Below are 20,179 nucleotides of genomic sequence, written 5' to 3'. Positions count from 1 at the left end.
CGAATTCGACAATGGTCTGAACAGAAAACCGGCGGCCGCAAGGGGCCGCCGGTTTTATCTTTCGCGCAAGCCGCCCGTTCAGCCGGGACAGGCAGCGCCGGTTTCGATCCAGTTTTCAGCCAGTTCGGCAAAGGCCTCCCAGGTGCCGGGCGCCGGAGTGCGGCCTTCGCCCGGGGTCCAGGCCCAGCCGACCAGCGTGTCATCGCCCATGTGGTGCGCGACCTCTTCCAGCGACCGGCCGCCGTTGCGTTCCGGGTCCTTCAACTGGGCGCAGATCTCCGGAACCGTCAGGCCGATCCAGCCCATGCTGACCGGCGCCAGCTGCCAGTGGCCGTTGCCCGGCACCGAGCCGCTTTCGCCGAGGAAGGGCTGGTTCTCGTCCCCGTGGCAGGTGGTGCAGCGCATGGCGACGACGCCGAAGTTGTCCTCGGTGCGCGGCACCGGCGGAGAATGCGGCTTTTGTTCGTCGCCCTGCAGCGGCCCGGTGTTGACCGGGTGGCAGTTCATGCAGCGCGGGTGGGTGATGACCTTGGCCATCTCCTCGAAGATCGCAACCGAGCGCGCTTCGGCAGGCTCGATGCTCTCGAAGGCTTCGGCGGTTTTCAGGCCGTTCACCTCTCCGGCAAGCGCCGGGGTGCCGGGCAGCAGCTTGGCCAGCACGATGGCAATCGTGAGCGCGGCGAGGCGGGTATTGGGCTGTTTCATTGTCCGGTCTCCTTTCACGCGCGCACCAGCGGCAGACGGCGCACGGGCGCGCCCTTCAGCACGCGCCAGGCATTGGCGACGGCCGGCGCGATCGGCGGGGTGCCCGCCTCGCCGATGCCGCCCGGGTTTTCGGTGCTGACGGCGAGGTCGATCTCGACCTCGGGCATTTCGTGGATCCGCAGCAGGCGGTAGCTGTCGAAGTTCTCCTGCGCCACCCGGCCGTCTTCGTCGAAGGTGATCTCGTTGAACAAGGCTGCGCTGAGGCCGAAGCCCAGCCCGCCTTCGATCTGCGCTTTCACCACGTCGGGGTTGATGGCGATGCCGACGTCGGCGGCCACCCAGACCTTGTGAACCCGTGGTTCGCCATCCACCTCGGAGACCTCGGCGATGAAGGCGAAATGCGAGTCGTAGCTGGGATGCACCGCCACGCCGTAGGCCTTGCCATCCGCGCCGTTCACGCCCTGCCAGCCCGCCATTTCCGCCACACGCTCCAGCACCCTGCGGTCGCGCGGGGATTTGCCGCCCAGCAGCTCCAGACGGCCCTCGACCGGGTCCTTGCCCTTGGCCTGCAGAACCTCGTCCAGGAACACCTCGTTGGCGAATGCGGTGTGCGAGTGGCCGACCGAGCGCCACCACAGGTGCGGCACCTTGCTGTTGGTCGGCACCCAGCGGGCCTCGAACGCGCCAAAGTCGTAGGGCTTGTGGATTGAGCCCTCGACCGAGAACGGGTCGACGCCGTTCTGGATCACCACTTCGAAGGCGGAGCCGCCCATGATGCTTTCGGTGGCAAAGGTGTTCTGCCAGCCCACGATGCGGCCATCCTCATTCAGAGCGGCGCGCTGACGGTGGACGGCCTGCGGGCGGTAATAAGCGCCTTGGATGTCGTCCTTGCGGCTCCAGACCAGTTTGAAGGTGCCCTCACCGCCGGCCTTGGCGACCTGGGCCAACTCCTGAGCGAACTGCCCGTCATACTGGGCGCGGCGGCCGAAGCTGCCGCCGGCCAGCAGCGTGTTGATCGCCACCTGCTCGGGCGCGATGCCGAGGATATTGGCGGTCACCTGCTGGTCGACGGTCTGCATCTGGCTGCCCATCCAGATCTCGGCCGCATCGCCGCGGTTCTCGATCACGCCGTCCATCACCTCCAGCGGGGCGTGGGCGAGGAAGGGCAGGCGGTATTCGGCCTCGATCACCTCGGCCGCATCGGCAAAGGCCGCGTCCAGATCGCCGTAGGTATCGGCAACCACGCCTTCACCCGTCGCAGCGGCGGCGGCGACCTCTTCCATCTGCTCCTCGGCTGAGCGGGTTTCGGCCTCGCTCAGATCCCAGTCGATCTCCAGCGCATCGCGGCCTTTGAAGGCGCAGTAGGTGTTCCTGGCATAGACCGCGACGCCGGTGGGGATGGTCTCGACCTTCTCGACGCCGTCAATGGCCAGCGCGGCGGCGGTATCGACGGATTTCACCTTGCCGCCGATCCAGGGCGAGTGGGCAACGGCAACGGTCAGCATCCCCTCGCGGAAGACGTCGAGGGTGAACTGCGCCGCGCCGGTGGTCTTGTCCGCGGAATCGAGACGCGGGACGTCCTTGCCGATCAGCACGAAATCCGCCGGGTCCTTGAGCTTGGGCTCTTCGGGCGGGGTGCTGTCCTGGGCGGCGGCGACGAGTTCGCCGAATTGCGCCGACTGGCCGCTGGCGGCGTGGCTGACGACGCCCTTGGCAACGGTGATCTCACCTTCGGGAACGCCCCATTCGCGGGCAGCGGCCTGCACCAGCATCGAGCGCGCTGCGGCGCCGGCCTGGCGCATCTGGGTGAAGGCGTTGCGCACCGCGGTGGAGGCGCCGGTGCCCTGGATGCCGAAGGCGAAGTTCTGATAGGTGGCGGTGTCCGCGGGCGCATGTTCGGCGCGCATCTGCGGCCAGTCGGCGTCCAGCTCCTCGGCAACGAGGGTGGCAAAGCCGGTGAACGGGCCCTGGCCGAACTCGATATGCTTGACGATCACCGTGACGGTGTTGTCCTCGGCGATGCGGACGAAGGCGTTCAGGCTGACCGGGCCGGAGGCCGCCTTGGCCGCCATCTTGCCGCCAACGGGGAGGTGCGCGCCGATGATCAGCGCGGCGCCGCCGGCCAGGAAGCCGCGGCGGGTGGGGGAGAACGTGGTCATGGATCAGGCCTCCAGCATCTTGGCTGCGTTGTGGATCGCCTTGCGGATGCGCACGTAGGTGGCACAGCGGCAGGCGTTGCCGGCCATCGCGTAGTCGATGTCCTCGTCCGTCGGGTTGGGGATTTCAGTCAGCAGCGCGGCGGCGGCAATGATCTGGCCGGACTGGCAGTAGCCGCATTGCGGCACGTCGATGTCGAGCCAGGCCTTGCGCACGGCCTCGGCCTCCGGGCCCTCCAGCGCCTCGATGGTGACCACGTCGGAGCCTTCGAGCGCCTCCACCGGGGTCACGCAGGAGCGCACGGGCATGCCGTCCACCATGACCGTGCAGGCGCCGCACTGGGCGATGCCGCAGCCGAATTTGGTGCCGGTCAGGCGCAGGTCATCGCGCAGCGCCCAGAGCAGCGGCGTATCGCCGGGAACGTCAAGCTTGACGTCCTTTCCGTTGATGGTGAGGTCGGTCATCGGGAGTGTCCTCCTGTGGCTGGTCGTGCAGATTTGCTTCAGAGTTACCGGCGCCGCGGCGCCCGCGCGGGGATGCTGGCGGACCGGGGGTGCCGGTTCGCGCTTACCGTTTCACCACAGGTTCCGATTATCAACCGGTATACTTTTGGTAACCTGGCGAACCGGCAGGCGCGGCCCGGCGGGGTTATCGGCTAGCGGCCGGGATCCGGCTGCTGGCCAGTGTCTGGCTTCCAGTTGGGTTTGCGGTCCCTGTCGATGACCGCGGCCCGCACCCCTTCGAGGAAGTCGCCTTCGGTCAGGCAGTATGACGCCGCGTCAAGGTCACGCTCCAGGCAGCGGCGCAGGCTCGGGCAGGGGCGCGCGGCATCCAGCAGATCGAGCGTGAGCCGCAGGGAGCGCGGCGAGGCCCGGCGCAGCGCGGCGGCGGCGTCCTGCGCCCAGGCGTCGGGCCGCCGCTCCAGCCGGGCGGCCATCGCGGCGGGCAATTGCCCCGCAAACATCGCCGCCGCGTCTTCCGGATCGGGCAGGGTGCCCGGCCCGGGCGGGGTGCTGAATTGCGCAATCGGGCCTGCGTCCGCCGCTTCCATCAGCGCGCCGGCCAGGGCGGGCAGCCGGTCCGAGGGCACGAAACTGTCCGCCAGCCCCAGCGCGATGCAATCGGCGGCGCCAAGGCGCACCCCGGTCAGCGCAACCAGCCGGGCCAGCCCCTCGGGCGCCCGTGCCAGCAGGTGGCTGGCCCCGACGTCGGGCACCAGCCCGATGCCGCACTCGGGCATCGCCAGCACCGTGCGTTCGGTGACCACGCGGTGCCGCCCGTGGGCCGAAATACCTGCGCCGCCGCCCATCACGATGCCGTCCATCAGCGCCACATAAGGGGTTCCGAGTTCGGTAATCTGGGCGTTCAATGCATAGTTTTCTGCCCAGAATCCGGTGCAATAGGCAAAGTTGCCCGCCGTGCCCTCCGCATAAAGCCGGGCCACGTCGCCGCCGGCGCAGAAGGCCCTGCCGCCGGCGGCATCCACCACGATCAGCGTCACCGCCGGATCGGCCTCCCACTCGGACAGGACGCGCGACATGCGCTGCACCATGCCGCGGGTCAGGGCGTTCAGCGCCTTGGGCCGGTTCAGGGTGATCCGCGCGGCGGCGCCAGCTTTGGTTTCGGTGATCTCCGGTTCCAGCATTCCGGTCTCCTTTGGCTTGAGCCTGTGGCGGGAAGGGGTCACGCGGGATGCGTGGCCCCGCGTTCGATGCGGTAGCTGCGGTCCAGCAGGTCGGCGCAGTGGTGGTCGTTGGATTCCGCGATCAGGATCGAAATGCCTTCGGATTTCAGGTCCCGCAGGATTTCCGAGATCCGCCGGGCCAGCACCGGGGCGATGCCCTCGGAGGGCTCATCCAGCAGGATCAGCCGCCCGCCCATCATCAGCGCCCGCGCCAGCGCCGCCAGTTTCTGCTGGCCGCCGGACAGCGAGGTGGCGCTGCGGCCGCGGAACTCGCGCACCTCCGGCATCAGGTCATAGATCCATTTCAGCCTGTCCTGATAATCGGGGATGTCCACCGCCCAGACCGGCATCATGATGTTTTCCTCGGCCGACAGCTGCGGCACCAGCTTGCGGTCCTCGGGCATGTAGCCGATGCCGATGCGGGCGCGGTCCTGCGGCGGGGTGGCGGACAGCTGGCAGTGGTCAAAGTTCATCGTACCGGACTGTGCCGCCAAGAGCCCCATGATCGCGCGCATCATCGTGGTCTTGCCCGCGCCGTTGGGGCCGATCAGGCCCACCATCTCGCCGGTGTTCACGGTGAGCGCGCTGCCGCGCAGGATCGGCACCGGGCCGATGGAGACGTTCAGGTTGTTGATCTCAAGCATAGGCTGCCTCCGCTTGTCCGGTTGTGGCGGTTGGGGCGGTTGGGGCGCGGGTGTCGCCGATCACCAGCTCCCGCACCTTGGGGTCGATCAGCGCTCGGGCGGGCGGGGCGTCGCAGATCACCTCGCCCGAGAAGAAGGCGAGCACCCGGTCGACGTAGCGCTCGACGATTTCCATGTCGTGCTCGATGAACAGGACGGTGGTGCCGGAGGCCTTCAGCGCCGACATCACCGTGTCCATGATGGCGAACTTTTCTTCCGCCGCGACGCCGGAGGTGGGTTCGTCCAGAAGCAGCATCCTGGGGCCGCTGACCACCGCCATCGCGATGTCGAGCAGCTTGCGCGAGCCCTGAGACAGCGCGCTGGCCTCGTGTTCCGCCACCTCCGTGAGGCCGTAGCGGGCCATGATCGCGTTGCATTCCGCCAGCAGTTCCGGCCCGGCGATGGGGCGCAGCAGCGCGCCGCCCTTGCGCCGGGCCAGGGCCAGTGCCGACAGGAGGTTCTGCCGCACGCTGAGGGTCATGAACACCTGGCTGACCTGGAACGAGCGGGTGAGCCCCTGATGCACCGCCAGCCGCGGCGCGATGCCGGTGATGTCGCGGCCCCGGAACCGGATGGTGCCGCCCGAGGGTTTCAGGTAGCCGGTGACCATGTTGACGAAAGTGGTCTTGCCCGCACCGTTGGCTCCGATCACGCCGACCACCTGGCCTGCGGGGATGTCGACGTTGATGTCCTTGGCCGCGGTCACGGCGCCGAAGGATTTCTGCAGGTCCTTGACGGAGAGGATGGGCGCATCAGTCATGACGGAGCCTCCGGATAAGGGGGATGCGTTCCAGCAGCGACCAGATGCCGCCGGGCAGGAAGAAGATGATCAAGAGCAGCGTGCCGCCGACGATCAGCTGCCAGGCGTGCGGGGCGATCTCGAAGGCGTAGGTGCGCAGGAACTCGAAGATGATGGCGCCGATGAAGGGCGCCAGCACGCTGCCCGGTCCGGCCATGATGGTGATGAAGACCAACTCGCCCGAGACGGTCCAGTAGACCATGCTGTCGGGATCGACCTGTCCCAGCGCCATCGCCATCATCCCGCCCGCGGCGCCGGCCAGGGCGGCCGAGATCACGTATTTGATGTGGATCGCGCGGGCCACCGAATAGCCCAGGTATTCCACCCGGATCTCGTTGTCGCGGATCGCGGTAGTCAGCCGTCCGAGGGTCGAGCGCAGGTACATCTGCACCAGCACCGCCAGCGCCAGGCAGACGGCGATGATGGCGGTGAACAGCACCTGCTTGCCCTCGGGCGCCCAGCCCAGGAAGGTGGTCTGCGACACCGAGAAGCCATCGGTGGACCCCAGCGCCTCGGTCTTGACCAGGATGCCGTAGAGAACCATCGAAAACGCCAGCGACAGCATCGCAAAAAAATGTCGCGGTAGCGGCGCAGGATGAAGCCCAGGGCAAAGCCCGCAATGACCGCGGCCAGCATGGCGATGATGATGCGCAGGGCAAAATCGCTGAGGCCTAGCCATTGCTCGGACAGCGCCACCGCATAGGCGCCCAGCCCGAAGTAGAGTCCGTGGCCGAAGGACATCAGCCCGGTCCGCCACAGCACCAGAAGCCCCAGCACAGCAGCGCCGCGGGCCAGGCCGAACATCATGTTGTTGACGACCCAGGCCGGCAGCATCAGCCCGGCCGCAGCCAGCGCCAGAAGGGCAAAGGCCGTAAGACGCACGGTCTTGTCGGATAGAATTGCTTGATGCATCAGATTTTCCTCGCCTTGGCGGGTGCGAACAGCCCCTCGGGGCGCACGATCAGAACTGCGGACATCACCAGGAAGATCACGAACAGTTCAAGCTCCGGCAGCTTGTGGACCGCCAGCGCGCGCAGCAGGCCGACCAGCAGCGCGCCGATCAGCGCGCCGGGGATCGAGCCCATGCCGCCGATCACGACGACGGCGAAGCTGAGCACGATGACATCGACGGCAAAACCGGGCGCCACAGACACGGTGGGCGCGATATAGGCGCCGCCGAGCGCGCCCAGCACGGCGCCGGCGCAGAAGGTGACTACGAACAGGCGGCGCACGTTGATGCCGACGATCAGCGCCATCTCGCGGTCATGGATGACGGCGGTGATCAGCTTGCCCCATCGGGTGCGGGTCAGCATCCACCAGCTTCCCGCGGCGACGGACAGCGCGACGCCGAACAGAGTCAGCGAATAGACGTCGCGGAAGATGCCGCCCATCTCGACACTGCCCAGGGCCACCATCGGCTGATAGGCGAAATAGGGGTTCACGCCGAAGATCAGCAGGATCAGGTCCTCGAGGATCAGGAACACCCCGAAGGTGGCGAGCACGATCAGGATCTCCTCGTGATCGTAGAGCCGGCGCAGCACGATCCGCTCGATCAGCAGGCCCAGCACGATGCCGACCGCCAGCGCCGATCCGGCGATGATCACGAAGGCGAACCAATCGGGCAGTCCCATCTCGGAGGCGGCGCCGATGAAATAGGCGGCAGTGTAAGCGCCCCAGGCGTAGAAGCCGCCATGGGCCACGTTCAGGATCTTCATCACCCCGAAGATGATGGTGAGACCCGCCGCGACGATGAACAGGTACGAGGCATAGACCAGCCCGTCCAGCAGTATGGTAAACAGCAGTTGCATGTGTATTTTCCTCCTCCCTCTCTCTCCAGCAGCGGGCAGGGCAGGAGCGCCCCGCCCGCCACCGGGGAGAACCGGGGTCAGCAGCTGGCGCCGGGCATACCGGCCTCAAGCCATTCGATGCCTGTCTGGCCTTCGGGCGGCATGATGCAATTAGCGGGGTAGAACACGACGTCGGTGGCAACCGGTTCGCCGCTGTCCTTGTTCCAGCCGGTGATGCCATAGCCCACCGGATGCACTGCTTGGTGGCCGCCACCGAGCGTCATCGAAATGCGGCCGCCGAAGCTGTCCCATTCAAGTCCTGTCAAGGCGTCGATGACCTGCGCTTGCCCCGGGAAACCGCCGACTGCCTCCGCGGCCTTGTCCATCGCGATCTTCAGCGCCAGGATCGACTGGGCGTACTGATAGGACGGCCCCAGCGGGTATTCGCCGTATTTTTCCTTGTAGCGGTCGACGAACCAGCGGTTCAGCGGCGTGTCCATGTCGCGCACCAGCAGGCCGTATTCGCCGCGGGTGCCCATCACCACGCCTTCGGGGAAGCCCTTGCCCAGACGGTCCACCGCCGAGGCGCCGAGCGTCGAGATGAAGGTTTTCTGCCGGAAGAAGCCGCGCACGTTGGCCTGCAGAACAAAAGCCTCCATGTCGCCGTCCCAGAAGCTGGAATGCACCAGCGGCGCCTTGTCGAGCGACAGGGTGGAAATCTCGGTGCCGAACTGGCCCGCGAACAGTTTCGGGAACTGCGGGTTGTCGGAGGCCTTGGTGTCCGGGTTGATGGTCTCCATCGCCAGGTCAAAGAACTTGTAGCTGTCCTGGCCCCAGGCGTAATTCTGGTTGATGCCGGTATAGGCAGGCGCATCGCCGAACTTGTCGCGAACATAGAGCGCGGCAGCAACGCCATCGCCGACCGCGTGGCCGGTGGTGCGGAAGACGTAGTCCTTGCCGCCTTCCTCGAACAGGCGCGGCGAGCCGCAGACCGGGATGATGGTCAGCGTCTTCAGCTCTTCGGCAACCGGCGCCACCGACAGGCAGGAGCCCGACGAGATATAGCCGATCACAGCGTCCACGCCCTGTTTCTGGACGAGGTTGCGGTATTCAGCGACCTGCTTGGTATTGCCGCCGGCCTCGTCGACGAAAACCGGGGCAAGCCGCGCCCCGGCAAAACCGGGGGTATCATAGGGGGCAGGCAGCGCACCTGCGTTGATGGCCTCGATGACCAGTTCGGCGCCCTGGTGGCCCGGAACCCCGAACGGCCCGGCGGCGGGGCCGGACAGAAAGGTGACGATGCCGACCTTGAACTCCTCCTTGGCGGCGGCGGGCAGCGCGTTGAGCGCGGTGCTGGCCGCGAGGCCGCACACGCAGGCCAGTTTCAACAGGTTGGGTTGCATGGATTTTCCTCCCTTAGAGTGCTGCGGCCAAGGGTTGCTCCCCCAGCGCGATATCCTGAAATTCGAGACGCCCGTTCGCGAGCCGCACCGCCTGCTTGCGCTGCCAGTCCCCGGCCTCCTCCGGGAAATCGCTGCGCATGTGGGTGCCGCGGGATTCCTGCCGCCGCCGCATCGCCAGGCACATGGCTTCGGCCAGGCGGGCGACCCGGGCCAGGCGCTGGACCTCGGCGAAGCCGTCCAGCCCGTCCCAGCCCAATTCTGCGATCTCACCCTGCAGCCTGCGGATCTGCGCCAGGGTTTCCGCCAGCAGCGCGTCGGAGCGGGCCGGGCCGAGGCCCTTCTGGGTGAGCTGCCGCACCTGGGCGAGCAGGCCGGCGGGGGAGCGGCCGGAGCCTGCGCGCTGCGCGGCGGGCGGGGTGCCGGCTGCGCGCGCCATGTTGGAGCGCGGCTGCAGGCTGGCGGCAGCGTGGCGGCCGGCGATAGCGCCGAAGGTCATTGCCTCAACCAGCGCGGTGCCGCCGTGGCGGTTGGCGCCGTGCAGGCCCCCGGCCACCTCGCCCACGGCATAGACGCCGGGGATCGCCGTCTGCCCGTCGGTGTCCACCCGCACCCCGCCGATGGTGTAATGCGAGGAGGGCGAGATCCGCACCGGGCGTTCGCGGAAGTCCGGCACGTGTTTGGACAGGAAAGTCGCGGTCAGCGAATCCGGCGCCCACTCGGCATCTTGGGTTTCGCGGAAGTCGATGAACACTTCGCGTCCTTCAATGATCTCCGACTGGATGATGAAGCTCAGGAAATCCCAGTTGTGCAGCGCCGCCAGTGCCGACTGGCCCGGCCCCATGTGCTTCAGGATCAGGTCCTCGCCCACGGAGTTCACCAGCTTGGCGGAGGAGGGATAGTCCGGGTAGAGGAAGATCGCGGGCGCGCCTTCCTCGTTCACCGCCAGCGGGTAGAACTGGATGAACTCCATGTCGACCAGCTCGGCACCCGCTTCCAGCGCCATCGACTGGCCGTCGCCCAAGAGGTTCTGCGGGGTGTCGGTGAACTCATAGACGCCCTGCATCCCGCCGGTCGCCAGGATCACTGCCCGGGCGGCGATTTTCACTGGTGAGCTGTCCACATCGGCCCAGACGCTGGGGCCCTCGCGGTGCAGCGACAGGGCGCTGCCCTTGATCCGGCGCACGTTGCTGGACTTGACCGCCTTGCGCAGCTGCGAGAACAGCGCGGTGCCATGGGTGGAGGAGAACTCCATCATCAGCCCGGTCATGTCCTCGGCCCCGTCCGCGCCATAGGTCTCGTCCAGGATGTCCTTGCCGCGCATGCCGGTGGAGCGCCGCACCCGCACGCCGCGCGGGGCCCGGTCGACAGGGATGCCGTATTTTTCGATGATCGCGCCCATCTCCGCGGGCGCCTCGTCCACCAGCCGCCGCAGCAGGTCGGTGTCACAGAGCCCCTTGCCGGTGACCTCCGACATGGCGGCAAAAACGTCGTCCTGTGGGAAGCCGTCATGCGCCGCGTAGGTCAGGAAACCGGTGGAAATCGCGGTCGACGAGGCCTGCCCGTTGAACAGCAGGACAACATCGGCGCCCGCCTCGCTTGCCGCCAGGGCCGCGACCTGGCCCGCACTGCCTTCTCCGATGACGAGAACGTCGGTTTCGATGATATGGGTCACTTGTTCCTCCTGATGTCTCCCCCTCAAGGCTACGGCCGCGCGGCGGCGGGGCCGCGGCTGAACCCGGGTCGGCATGGAGAAAATTTTCGATTTTATATCGGTGACTTACAGGGTCTCGAAACTGCTCTCCCGGAATATCGGTGTCAAATTTGGACTCATATGGTATCAATTTTGAAACCAAGCTTATCCGCGGGAGGATCTTCCATGCAGGCCGAATCGGAGATTCTGGACACGCTGTCCTTCGGTGTGCTCAGGCTCGAGGGCGAGCGGATCACCTATGCCAACCGGATGCTGCGCAGCCTGTTCGACGGCGGGCTCACCACGCTGTCCGGGCTCGCCGCGCGCTACCCCGAGCTGGAGGACCTGCGCCGCCGCGACGGCACCGAACAGGCGCCGGTCTGGATCACCGTCAACGCCTCGGTCTTCTGCGTCGCCAGCGCCCGGCGGGGCACCGCGGTGGAACACTGCTTCCTGCCAAGCTGGTTCGTCTCCGCCACCGACGCGGGGCTGCAGGCGCTGCAGGCTAATTTCGACGACTTCGCGGAGATCTTCGAGAACTGCTTTGACGGCATCTACGTGGCCGACGGCGCCGGTCGCACCCTATGGATGAACGCCGGGTTCGAGCGCTGCTATGGCCTGAGCGCGCGCAACTTCCTCGGGCGCGACGCCAGCATGCTGGAGCGTGAGGGCTATCTTGATCCGCTGATCACCTGGAAGATCATCTCCACCAAGAAACGCCAGACCGCGCTGCAGACGACGAAATCCGGGCGCAAGGTGCTGGCCACCGGTATCCCGCTGATGGCGTCGGACGGCTCGGTGCGCCGGGTCATCATCAACTCGCGCGACACCACCGAGCTGATCGAGATGCAGGGCAAGCTGACCGCCGCCGAGCAGGAGATCCGCAACTACGAAAGCGAGCTGCGCGAGATCCGGGAAACCGCGGCGCAGGACGGCGAGCTGTTCTGGGCCAGCGAGGACATGCAGGACACCGTGCGCCGCGCGATGCGGGTGGCGCGCACCGATGCGGCGGTGCTGATCAGCGGGCCGTCGGGCGTGGGCAAGCGCAAGCTCGCGGACCTGGTGTTCCGCTACAGCAAGCGCAGCCGCAAGCGGCTGCTGCGCTTCGGCTTCGGCGGGCTGCCGGAGGCGGCGGTGATGGCGGAGCTGTTCGGCCACAAGGACTCCGCAGGCGGCCGCGACGACGGGCTTCTGGCGCGGGCCGCGGGCGGCACGCTGATCCTGGAACGCGCCGACATGATGCCGCCCGGGGTGCAGGAAAGGCTGTCCGCCTGGCTGCGCGGCGACACGGCGCAGCCGGCCCGCGGCGGGCGCGGCGTCCGGCTGATCGCCACCAGCCGCGGCGATCTGAGCGCGATGGTGCGCGCGGGCCGGTTCCGCGAGGATCTCTACTACCGCCTGGCGGTCGCCGGGATCGAGATTCCGCCGCTGCAGGACCGTGTCGCGGACATTGCCGGGCTGGCGCAGCATTTCCTCGATATCTTCAACCAGCGGCACGGGGCCGAAAAATACTTCGACCGCGCCGCGGTCAGCCGGCTGGCACGCTGGACCTGGCCGGGCAACGTGCGCGAGCTGCGCGCCCTGGCCGAGCGGCTGGTGGTCACCGAGCCGGAGGCGCGCATCACCGCCGCGACGGTGGAGGCGGTCCTTGCCGGCTCCGCGCACGCGCCCGCCCCGCAAGCGCAAGATAGCGGCCCGGTTCCGCCCGGTGAGGTGCGCGAAAGGATCCGCGCCTACGAGGCGGAGCTGCTGCAGGACCAGGTCGCCCGCGCGGGCAGCATCCGCAAGGCCGCCGATGCCACCGGGATCAGCGTGTCCACGATCAAGCGGAAGCTTGCCTGGAGGAAGGCCTCAGGGGCCACAGGGACAAAATCGGCAGGATGACCCTGTCTGGCGCCGGGCGTGGCCGTCCAGCGGAGCGGGCTTCATTCCGCGGCAAGCGCCATGGCCGCGGGCAAGCCTGGCTACTTCGCTGCCATCACCTCTACCTCGACCTTGAACTCTTCCCGTGTGAAACCGGAAACGATCAGCAGGGTCGAGCTTGGGACCCGCCCGGTTCCGGCCAGGAATTCGTCCCTCGCGCGCATATACCCGGCCATGTGCTCGCGGCTGGTGACATAGGCCGAGATATGGGTGATGTCAGCAGGCTCCATATTCCCTTCCCGCAGGATTTCCCGGATGTTTTCGAAGCAGATGAGGGCCTGTTCATAGCTGCCTTCGGGGATCGAATCATCCGGCTTCATGCCCAGCTGACCGGAGGTTACGACGACCCGTTTACCAGCCGGAATCTCCGTTCCATGCGCATAGGCGGCGAAGGGCGGCCGAATGGTGCCTGGGTTTAAGGCTCTCATTTCATTTCCTTTTCTCAGGTGCCTCAAAAAGCTTGCAAGACGCAGGAGAGTTTGCAAGCCTAAAGGCACTCTCTGGCACAGATCACCATCAGGGCCACGCAGAAACCAATTCTCTGAAGGAGGGGAATATGGCACCGCGTGTCCTATTGGTGCGCCATGGCGATGAGCCTGCCGATGACCGTGTGGTCATCTGGCTGGCGGCGAACGGCTTTGAGGCCGTGACCCGGAAACCTTTTGCGGGCGACCGCCTCGATGACGTGGGCGAGGTCGCTGCATCGGTGATCTACGGCGGACTGTTTGACGTCTTTGAGAGGGAAGAATACCCGTTCCTGCTGGAGGAAGACCGCTGGATCGCGCAGTGCCTGGAGGAAGGCATTCCGCTGCTCGGCATTTGCCAGGGATGCCAGCAGCTCGCCTATCATCTTGGCGCCTGGGCGGGGGCGCCGGAGCGGGAATTCTTCGAGTTCGGTTATTATCCGATTGAGCCCTCGGAAGAGGCTGCCGGGTTCCTCGACGCACCGCTGGTTGTTACGCAGGCACACTACCACACATTTAACCTGCCAGAGGGCGCCGTCCGCCTGGCTGGCAATGCGCAGTACCCGAACCAGGCCTTCCGCTATGGAGAAAACGTCTTTGGCTTCCAGTTTCACGCCGAAGTGACACCGGCCGGCTTCCGCCGCTGGCAGGACAGCAAGGCGCATGTTTACGGGCGGCCCGGGGTTCAGGACGTGCAGACGCAAAACCGGCTGATGGAGGCCCATGATGCGGCGCAAGCGCGTTGGTTCAACGGATTCCTCGACACTTTCCTGGGGCAGGCGGCATGAGCGTTCAGGGACATTGGGCAGAGCTGAAGGCGCCGGATTTCCACGCCTTGCCGGAAGATTGCGTGGCGGTGCTGCCGCTGGGCGCGACCGAGCAGCACGGGCCGCATCTGCCGCTGTCGGTCGATACGGACCTGACGCAGGCGGTGGTTAGGCTGATGCTTGCGGACCTCAGCCCTGAGCAGTCGGTTCTGGTGCTGCCCGCGCTGACCATCACCAAAAGCAACGAGCACGACCGCTTTGCCGGGTCATTGAGCCTGTCGCCGGAGACGCTGCTGTCAGTGCTGCGGGATATCGGTGCCTCGGTGGCACGTGCAGGGGTTTCCAGGCTGGTGCTGTTCAACGGGCATGGCGGCAATACCGCGCTGCTGCAGGTGGCAGCGCGTGAATTGCGCATCAGCCACGATCTGATCGTGGCCGTTTGCTCATGGTCGGGCTTTGCTGAATCGGAGGGCCTTTTCGAACCCGGCGCTTATGCGGTGGACCTGCACGCGGGCGACAGTGAGACTTCGGCGATGCTGGCCGCCCGGCCCGATCTAGTGGACATGGGCAAGGCAAAGAATTTCCGCACCGCAATGGCGGACTGGGCCGCGAATTTCCGTTTTATCGGACTAACCGGCCAGCCGGCTGCGCCGGGCTGGATTGCCGGCGATCTGAACCCCGAGGGGGTGTGCGGCGATGCCTCCGCGGCCACCGCGGCAAAGGGGGAGGCGATGCTGGCCTCTGCCGGACGCAACTTCGCGCTGTTTCTTGCGGAGTTTGCCCGCTTTGATCACAGGAACGGCTCATGAGGGATACCCTTCCTGCAGAGGCGCGCCTGCCCGGTGTGCTTATCCCGGCTGCACTGATCGCTGCGGCAGACCGGTTCGGCGGGCAGTTGTACGGCGATTGCCTGGCGGGGGACCTTGTGCTGCGGGACGGACGGGCGGCTGGACTTGAACCGGCCACGGTTCCTCCAGAGCGGTTGGTGCTGCCCAAATTCACCGAGCCGCATGTGCATCTCGACAAATGCCACACCATTGACCGGATGCAGGGGATCGGCGGCGGGCTGGGTGATGCAACCGCCGCACAGGCGCAGGACCGCAGGATATGGACAGCCGAAGACATCCACCGGCGGGCGGGTCGCGGACTGCAGGAGCTGCTGTCGGCAGGCTGTGCCACTGTTCGCACGCACGTCGATTGGGGTATCAGCCCGGACCCGGCGGCTGCACCATTAGCCTGGGACATCCTGCGGGAACTGAAGGAAGAGGCCCCGGCAGGGGTGATCCTGCAACGGGCGGCGCTGACCGGCGCCGACATGATGGCCGACATCAGCTATGCCCGTGCCTCCGCCCGCCGAGTGGCTCAAAGCGGCGGCGTTCTGGGCGCCTTTGTGCTGGGCCAGCCTGAGCGGCAGGCCGGAATTCTCAACACCTTCCGCGCCGCGGAGGAAGCCGGGCTTGCGCTGGATTTTCACGTCGACGAGGGCCTTGCGCCCGGTCTCGACGGATTGGAGATGATCGCCGATGCGGCGCTGAAAACCGGTTTCCAAGGCCCGGTTCTGTGCGGTCATGCCTGCAGCCTGATGAATCACACCGATGAAGACGTGCAGCGTATCGCGGAGAAGCTGGCCCGTGCGGGGATTTCGGTGGCAGCACTGCCCGCCACCAACCTGTACCTGCAAGGGCGCGGCGCAGGCACCCCGGACCGCCGCGGGTTGACCCGAATCCATGAATTGCAGGCCGCCGGGGTCAATGTTGTGCTGGGCACCGACAACGTGCGTGACGCATTTTGCCCGTTGGGCAGCCACGATCCGCTGGCGACCCTCTCGCTGGCGGCACTGGCCGCGCATCTGGACCCGCCTTTCGGCAGCCATCTTCCGATGATCACCACCGGCGCCCGCAAGGCGCTTGGCCTTGCGCCCGTAACCGTCGACGGGGCTGCAATCGGGGATCTGCAGCTGTTCGACGCTCTCTCGGTCACGGACATTCTGGGCAGCCGTGCTGCCCCGCAACCTCTGGCCGAGGCCTTGCAAGGAGAACAACAATGACAGAGATGCCGCTGGAACACCCACGCACCGATTGGGCCGCATTTGCCGACAGCCTGTCGCCGGTGGAGGTGATTGACGAGCCGGTGCTTGTGAAGAAACGCTCGCGCGACTTTTTCTGGTACAGCCCGGTTCTGAATGCACAGCTGAAGAAGTGCTTTGGCGATCTGGTTGCGGTGCCCAAGACCCCGGATGAAATGCGCCACTGCCTGCAGCGCGCCTTTGAGGCGGATGTTCCGGTCACCCTGCGCGGCGGCGGCACCGGCAATTACGGTCAGGCGGTGCCGCTGAAGGGCGGGCTGATCATCGAGACCACGAAGATGAACCGCATCCTCGAGATCGGCGAGGGCTATGTGCGGGCCGAAGCCGGGGCGCTGATGGCCGATGTGAACGCTGCTCTGATTGAGCAGGGCTGGGAAATGGCGATGTTCCCTTCGACCCAGGACATTGCCACTATCGGCGGCTTCGTGGCCGGCGGATCGGCCGGGATCGGGTCGATCGCCAACGGCGCCCTGCGGGAAAAGGGCAATATTATCCAGCTCAAGGCGCTGTCGCTGGAAGCAGAGCCGCAGGAGCATGCTTTTGACGCCGAAGCGGCGCTGCAGATCCACCACGCCTGGGGGCTGAACGGGGTGATTACCGAGGTTACCCTGCGCACGGTGCCGCACCGCAACTGGATCGGCTGCATGGCCACCTTCGACAGCTACCGCGACTGCTATGCCGCAGGCTATGCGCTGGCGGCTGCGCCGGACATCGGCTGCAAGCTGGCCAGCACGGTCGAGGCGCGGATCGTTGACTATTTCCCGCGCCTCAAGGGGCATCTGCGGGAGGGCACGCACCTGCTGGTCTCGCTGGTTCCGGTGGAGGACATGGTGGCTTTCCGCGCGCTGATTGCGGCGCAGGGCGGCCATCTGGATCTGGCAATGAACGATGCGGAGCGGCAGGCGGCCAAGCTGCCGCATGTCTTTGAGTTCGCTTATAACCATACGACCCTGCAGGTGCTGAAGGCGGACCGCTCTGCCACCTATCAGCAGACCGGGGTGCCGGATGCGTCGAATGCGGATGCGGTTGCCGCCGTGGGCGCAGCCTTGGACGATGACGTCTGGCAGCACCATGAGTTTGCCCGGCTGGACGGCAGCATCGTCGCCTTTGACCTGCCGATCATCTGGTTCTCAAACGAGGCGCGCCTGCGCGAGATCAACAGCATCTACGAGCAGCACGGACACAGCGTTTCCGACGCGCATACCTTTTTCGTCGAGGGCGGCGGGCTGAAGAACGCCGACTACCGGCACCTCGCGTGGAAAAAACGCATGGACCCCAAGGGGCTGCTGAACCCTGGCAAGTCACGGGCCTGGGAGGGTGTGAAGCATCTCTCCGCTGAAGAAATCGAAGCAAAGGCAAAGGGCTGAGGAGACCCGATATGACCACCATTCAGACAAAACCGCTGACGCCGCATTTCGGAGTCGAAGTGAGCGGGATGGCCCTTTCCGATGTCAGCGCGGGACAGAACTTCGCTGAGCTGCGGGCGCTGTTCGAAGAACATTCCGCGCTGCTGTTCCGGGCGCAGGACATCAGCAACGCTGAACACATGGCGCTGGCGCAGCTGTTCGGCCCGATCGAGGACCGCAAGGCGGACGAGCGCAAGCCGGGCGAGAAATTCGAGGTGCCTGAGGTGTCCAACGTGCAGAAAGACGGCTCCACGTCGGGCGAGATGGATCTGCACACGCTGAACCTCAAGTCCAACTTCCTGTGGCATTCGGACAGCACTTTCCTGCCCACGCCCGCTCTTACCAACATTCTGATCGGCCGCGTTGTCACCACCGAGGGCGGCGCAACGGAACTGGCCAGCACCCGGGCCGCCTGGGCGGCGATGCCGGAGGCGTTGAAAGCAAAGATCCGCGGCCGCGGCATCTGGCACCGCTACAGCCATTCCCGGCGCAAGATCTCGCCCGAGCTGGCGGAGCTGCCGATGTTCAACAAATGGCCGGACCAGCATTGGAACGCGGTCTGGCCCAACCCGGTGAACGGGCGCGAAGCGCTCTATATCGCCAGCCATTCCTTCAAGGTCGACGGCTATGACGAGACCGAAAGCCAGGCGCTTCTGGATGAGCTGATGGCGTACTGCACCCAGCCGGAGTTCACTTATTCGCATCAGTGGGCTGTAGGCGATGTGCTGATCTGGGACCAGCGGGCTGTGCTGCACCGCGGCACGCCCTGGCCTTATGAACAACCCCGCACCCTGTCCAGCATCTGCGCGTCCGTAACAGAGGATGACGGGATCGGCAGCATTCGCATGCCTGCCTAAGCCTCGCGGTGGCTGGGCGCGCTCCCGGCCACCGCAAAACCGCGCCGCAGAGCGCTATCGGCCAGCCTCACGGCACATCAGAGAGGGAAACAATGACCTATTTCACCAGCACAGGAAATCCGCTGCCGGATTCACTTGCACAGCAGGCCCGCAGCCTCGGAGCTGACCCTGTCAGCCGCAGGGAATTCCTGGCAACGGCGTGCTCCTTTGGTGCAACCGCCGCAACCGCCTATGCGATGATGGGCCTTGCCGCGCCCGCGCAGGCTGCGGTTAACGCGCAAATGGGCGGCACCGTCCGCATCCAGCAGCAACTTGTAACGATACGGGATCCGCGCAAGTTCGACTTCAACTCCCTTGCAACCTTTACCCGCGGCTGGTTGGAATACCTGGTCCGTTACAATTCGGACGGCACATTCACCCCGGTCCTGCTGGAAAGCTGGGAGATCAGCGAGGACGCCACCGAATACGTGCTGCATGTGCGCGAAGGTGTGACCTGGAACAACGGCGATCCCTTCACCGCCGAGGATGTCGCGGCCAATATCGAGCGCTTCTGCGACGGCACCGTCGAAGGCAATGCCATGGCTGGCAAGCTGCAGGTGATTACCGATCCGGACACGAAACAGCTGAGACCGGGTGTAGTCGAGGTGACCGGCAGCAACTTATTGCGGCTGAAACTTCCTAAGCCGGATATCTCGCTGATCGCGAGTTTTGCCGATTACCCTGCCGCCATCGTGCATCCTTCATTTGACGAGGCCACGATGCTGGACAACCCGATCGGCACCGGCCCATATCTGCCGGAATTCTACAGCGTCGGCGACAGCGCCGCGCTGGTGCGCAACCCGGATCACACTTGGTGGAACGTCGGCAACGGCGCTTACATGGACCGGATCGAGTTCATCGACTTTGGCGCCGACCCGGCGGCATTCTTCGCCGGCGCCGACGCCGATGAATACGACGTCAACTTCGACACCGAAGGCGACTATCTGGCGTCCTACGACTCGCTGGATGGCTGGACCAAACACGAGGTCACCACCGCGGCCACGGTTCTGGCTCGCTGCAATCAGACCGCCGAGGTGGACGGCAAGGCGGTCTATGCCGATGCGCGCGTGCGCCGGGCGCTGGCGAAGGCTGTGGACAACGAGGTGGTGCTGGAAATCGCCTATGGCGGCCAGGGCCGCGCGGCGGAGAACCACCACGTCTCGCCTGTGCATCCGGACTATGCCGACATCGGCGCGCCGGTGCGTGACCCGGAAGGAGCCATGAAGCTGCTGGAAGAAGCTGGCATGGCGGATTTTGAGCACGAACTGATCTCGCTCGATTCCGCGTTCTGGAAGGCAACGGGCGATGCTGTCGCCGCGCAGCTGCGCGATGCAGGCATCAAGGTTAGGCGAAAGGTTTATCCAACCGGGACATTCTGGAACGATTGGGCGAAATACCCGTTCTCGGTCACCAACTGGAACCACCGGCCGCTGGGCATCCAGACTCTGGCCCTGGCCTACCGAAGCGGCCAGGCCTGGAACGAGTCCGGCTTTGCAAATGCCGGGTTCGACGCGCTGGTCGAACAGGCACTGGCCACCGCCGACCCGGCGGCACGCAGCCGGATCATGGCCAAGCTTGAACAGATCATGGTGGATGAAGGCGTCATCATCCAGCCCTATTGGCGGGCGCTCTACAACCACTCCAAGAGCAACCTGAAGGGGGCTGAGATCCACATCTCCAACGAGCTGTATCCGCAGTACATGTACTGGGAAGCCTGACCATTGATAAC

The 20,179-nt window shown here is 65.9% G+C and carries 17 protein-coding genes and 1 pseudogene; 7 read left to right on the top strand and 11 right to left on the bottom strand.

All coding sequences use genetic code 11. From position 1 onward, the window contains the following. Positions 1-78: 78 nt before the first annotated feature. The 10 genes and pseudogenes from ACOHX0_RS13455 to ACOHX0_RS13410 form a co-directional block, all read right to left on the bottom strand. On the bottom strand, positions 79-705 hold the full coding sequence (locus ACOHX0_RS13455; RefSeq protein WP_420677389.1) for an Isoquinoline 1-oxidoreductase subunit: 627 nt from the start codon (positions 703-705) through the stop codon (positions 79-81). A 14-nt stretch (positions 706-719) separates the two neighbouring features. Continuing rightward, positions 720-2,864 (bottom strand): xanthine dehydrogenase family protein molybdopterin-binding subunit, encoded by a 2,145-nt coding sequence (locus ACOHX0_RS13450; protein WP_420677387.1) that lies wholly within the window; start codon positions 2,862-2,864, stop codon positions 720-722. Between the two features lie 3 nt (positions 2,865-2,867). Continuing rightward, positions 2,868-3,326 carry a (2Fe-2S)-binding protein gene (locus ACOHX0_RS13445; protein ID WP_420677386.1) on the bottom strand — a complete coding sequence of 153 codons (459 nt, stop codon included), beginning with the start codon at positions 3,324-3,326 and terminating at the stop codon, positions 2,868-2,870. 191 nt (positions 3,327-3,517) lie between these two features. Further along, a complete protein-coding gene (locus ACOHX0_RS13440; protein ID WP_420677385.1) occupies positions 3,518-4,507 on the bottom strand; it encodes an enoyl-CoA hydratase/isomerase family protein in 990 nt (329 codons plus the stop codon). Between the two features lie 38 nt (positions 4,508-4,545). Next, the gene (locus tag ACOHX0_RS13435) at positions 4,546-5,190 is read right to left on the bottom strand and encodes an ABC transporter ATP-binding protein (RefSeq protein WP_420677383.1); all 645 of its coding nucleotides are present in this window, start codon (positions 5,188-5,190) and stop codon (positions 4,546-4,548) included. Beyond that, on the bottom strand, positions 5,183-5,989 hold the full coding sequence (locus tag ACOHX0_RS13430) for an ABC transporter ATP-binding protein (RefSeq protein WP_420677380.1): 807 nt from the start codon (positions 5,987-5,989) through the stop codon (positions 5,183-5,185). The genes ACOHX0_RS13435 and ACOHX0_RS13430 overlap by 8 nt, the downstream gene beginning before the upstream one ends. After that, positions 5,982-6,769, bottom strand: a pseudogene (locus ACOHX0_RS13425) (branched-chain amino acid ABC transporter permease). The gene ACOHX0_RS13430 and the pseudogene ACOHX0_RS13425 overlap by 8 nt, the downstream one beginning before the upstream one ends. A gap of 170 nt (positions 6,770-6,939) precedes the next feature. Further along, positions 6,940-7,836: a branched-chain amino acid ABC transporter permease gene (locus ACOHX0_RS13420; RefSeq protein ID WP_420677379.1), complete on the bottom strand. Its 897-nt coding sequence runs from the start codon at positions 7,834-7,836 to the stop codon at positions 6,940-6,942. A gap of 77 nt (positions 7,837-7,913) precedes the next feature. Continuing rightward, positions 7,914-9,218 carry an ABC transporter substrate-binding protein gene (locus tag ACOHX0_RS13415; RefSeq protein ID WP_420677377.1) on the bottom strand — a complete coding sequence of 435 codons (1,305 nt, stop codon included), beginning with the start codon at positions 9,216-9,218 and terminating at the stop codon, positions 7,914-7,916. 13 nt (positions 9,219-9,231) lie between these two features. Further along, positions 9,232-10,890: an FAD-dependent oxidoreductase gene (locus ACOHX0_RS13410; protein ID WP_420677375.1), complete on the bottom strand. Its 1,659-nt coding sequence runs from the start codon at positions 10,888-10,890 to the stop codon at positions 9,232-9,234. A 204-nt stretch (positions 10,891-11,094) separates the two neighbouring features. Between ACOHX0_RS13410 and ACOHX0_RS13405 the strand changes: the two genes are divergently transcribed. Continuing rightward, entirely contained in the window at positions 11,095-12,792 is a 1,698-nt protein-coding gene (locus tag ACOHX0_RS13405) for a sigma 54-interacting transcriptional regulator (protein ID WP_420677374.1), read from the top strand. An 80-nt stretch (positions 12,793-12,872) separates the two neighbouring features. Here the strand turns inward: ACOHX0_RS13405 and ACOHX0_RS13400 are convergent, their stop codons facing one another. Beyond that, a complete protein-coding gene (locus ACOHX0_RS13400) occupies positions 12,873-13,259 on the bottom strand; it encodes a RidA family protein (RefSeq protein ID WP_420677372.1) in 387 nt (128 codons plus the stop codon). 128 nt (positions 13,260-13,387) lie between these two features. Between ACOHX0_RS13400 and ACOHX0_RS13395 the strand changes: the two genes are divergently transcribed. The 6 genes from ACOHX0_RS13395 (at position 13,388) to ACOHX0_RS13370 (ending at position 20,168) form a co-directional block, all read left to right on the top strand. Continuing rightward, positions 13,388-14,083 carry a glutamine amidotransferase-related protein gene (locus ACOHX0_RS13395; RefSeq protein ID WP_420677371.1) on the top strand — a complete coding sequence of 232 codons (696 nt, stop codon included), beginning with the start codon at positions 13,388-13,390 and terminating at the stop codon, positions 14,081-14,083. Further along, positions 14,080-14,871, top strand: coding sequence for a creatininase family protein (locus ACOHX0_RS13390; protein WP_420677369.1), 792 nt, complete (start codon positions 14,080-14,082; stop codon positions 14,869-14,871). The genes ACOHX0_RS13395 and ACOHX0_RS13390 overlap by 4 nt, the downstream gene beginning before the upstream one ends. Next, positions 14,868-16,109, top strand: a complete 1,242-nt coding sequence (locus ACOHX0_RS13385; RefSeq protein ID WP_420677368.1) for an amidohydrolase family protein — start codon at positions 14,868-14,870, stop codon at positions 16,107-16,109. The genes ACOHX0_RS13390 and ACOHX0_RS13385 overlap by 4 nt, the downstream gene beginning before the upstream one ends. After that, entirely contained in the window at positions 16,106-17,515 is a 1,410-nt protein-coding gene (locus ACOHX0_RS13380; protein WP_420677367.1) for an FAD-binding oxidoreductase, read from the top strand. Before ACOHX0_RS13385 ends, ACOHX0_RS13380 begins: the two co-directional genes overlap by 4 nt. 11 nt (positions 17,516-17,526) lie before the next feature. Beyond that, entirely contained in the window at positions 17,527-18,411 is an 885-nt protein-coding gene (locus tag ACOHX0_RS13375) for a TauD/TfdA dioxygenase family protein (RefSeq protein WP_420677366.1), read from the top strand. Positions 18,412-18,503: 92 nt separating this feature from the next. Beyond that, entirely contained in the window at positions 18,504-20,168 is a 1,665-nt protein-coding gene (locus ACOHX0_RS13370) for an ABC transporter substrate-binding protein (RefSeq protein ID WP_420677365.1), read from the top strand. Positions 20,169-20,179 lie beyond the last annotated feature (11 nt).

Source organism: Cribrihabitans pelagius (assembly GCF_048820915.1).
Classification (GTDB): domain Bacteria; phylum Pseudomonadota; class Alphaproteobacteria; order Rhodobacterales; family Rhodobacteraceae; genus Cribrihabitans_A; species Cribrihabitans_A pelagius.
This window is presented reverse-complemented; position numbering and strand designations above follow the sequence as displayed.